Origin of the sequence: Mycolicibacterium arseniciresistens, assembly GCF_030519285.1 — a bacterium.
GTDB lineage: Bacteria > Actinomycetota > Actinomycetes > Mycobacteriales > Mycobacteriaceae > Mycobacterium > Mycobacterium arseniciresistens.
The window spans coordinates 1-1,361 of sequence record NZ_JAUMSQ010000483.1; the positions used below are offsets into that span (position 1 = coordinate 1).

The 1,361-nt window shown below is 69.1% G+C and carries 3 protein-coding genes and 1 pseudogene; all 4 read right to left on the reverse strand.

Annotation, left to right across the window (positions count from 1 at the left end; all coding sequences use genetic code 11):
- The coding region (locus Q2100_RS30785) for an ESX-1 associated ATP-binding protein EpsI N-terminal domain-containing protein (RefSeq protein ID WP_456094156.1) at positions 1-205 on the reverse strand (205 nt) is incomplete at its 3' end.
- A 107-nt stretch (positions 206-312) separates the two neighbouring features.
- Positions 313-603, reverse strand: a complete 291-nt coding sequence (locus Q2100_RS30790) for a WXG100 family type VII secretion target (protein WP_264014128.1) — start codon at positions 601-603, stop codon at positions 313-315.
- 52 nt (positions 604-655) lie between these two features.
- The gene (locus tag Q2100_RS30795) at positions 656-952 is read right to left on the reverse strand and encodes a WXG100 family type VII secretion target (protein WP_276009140.1); all 297 of its coding nucleotides are present in this window, start codon (positions 950-952) and stop codon (positions 656-658) included.
- A 92-nt stretch (positions 953-1,044) separates the two neighbouring features.
- Positions 1,045-1,361, reverse strand: a pseudogene (locus Q2100_RS30800) (PPE family protein); the annotation flags it as partial.

The following is a 1,361-nucleotide window of genomic DNA, read 5'->3' on the forward strand; positions in this document are numbered from 1 at the left end:
CGGGCGCTGCCTGGGCGCGCGGCTGAGCGATCGGCATCGGAGGTGGCGGTGGGCCCGCATCCGGGGTGCGCGGCGGCGTCCCGGTAGCCGGCACGGGCGACGTCGAACCGCCCATCAGAGCCTCCCGGTCGACGGTCCTGGTCGCCTCTTCGGGCGGCTGACCACTGTCGGGGGAGTTGAAGAGCCGGTCATAGTCTGCCGACATGGGTACCTCTCCTTGCGTTTGCACTCCTGAGCACACGAGATGGGCGGAGTCGGCCTGACCCTATCTTCGAGCCGGGCCGACCCGCCCACCAACGTGCTGGGGTCGGGCTAGGCGAACATCCCGGTGACGCCAGCCTCGGTGGAGGCCATCTGCTGACCGGCCTCGCTGATCGCCTGCGCAAGCTTCTGCAGCGCGTCGTTCAGCTCCGCCGAGGTCGCGTCCCAGCGCATCTGCACCTGCTGGTATGCCTCGGAGCCGCCGCCGCCCCAGACGCTCTGCAGCGTGGCGAGCGATCCCTTGCCCTCGTCGAGCAGGCCGGCAGTCGTGGCGACCGCGCCCTGAATCTCGCCGGCACCGCCTTCGATGCCTGCGAAGTTGTAGACAATTCCATCGGACATGCTGTTTCTCCCTCGTGGTCTTCGGTTGGTTTAGGTGTTTCGGCGTATTCGCTCAGATGCCCATTTCGACGGCACTGATGGCCGCGCTCTGGTCGTCGTCGGTCGAGGTGTACTGCAGACCGGACTGCTGGATGTTGTTGGCGATGTCGTCGAGCAGGCGCTCCTGGGCATTGCCGGCCTCCTGGTAGCGGAGCAGAGCGGCCTGGGCGGCCATGCCCGCGGTGCCCTTGAACGTCGGCTGAAGGGCACCGGCGGTCGCCTCGACCGACGTGATGACGCCCTTGAGCTCGGCGGCGATTCGCGCGAAGTTACCGGCCTCGGCGGCGAGGACGGCTGGATCTGTGATCATCGGGTCTGACATGTGTTTCCTCTTCTTCCTGTGTCCTCACCACGGGATGGCGAGTCTTTCGGCTCCTCAGCCGAAAAATCTGTGGCGACGACTCACCAGTCGTCGTCTTCGTCCTCGTTCAAGTCCTGGATCAGCGGGGCCGGCGCGGTCAGCGCCGTCCTGGTGGTCGAGCCGCCGCCCTTGTTGCCGTGGCCCGCGCCCATCGGGCCCATGCCGCTACCGGGTGCGACCGGCGCCAGTCCCGGTCCGCCCGCGCCCGGCGCACCCGCGCCGACCGGCGCCTGCCCGGAAGTGCCGAGCAGGTTCGAGATCAGCGGCGTCTGCGGCGGGGTGCCACCCAACCCGGGTAGCGACGCCGCCCGCACCAGCCCGGCGCCCGTCGACGGCCCCGAACCGCCCGCCAACGGGT

Coding starts and splice junctions, on each gene's coding strand:
- Q2100_RS30790 (WP_264014128.1), bottom strand. CDS start 603: ATGTCCGATGGAATTGTCTACAACTTCGCAGGCATCGAAGGCGGTGCC.
- Q2100_RS30795 (WP_276009140.1), bottom strand. CDS start 952: ATGATCACAGATCCAGCCGTCCTCGCCGCCGAGGCCGGTAACTTCGCG.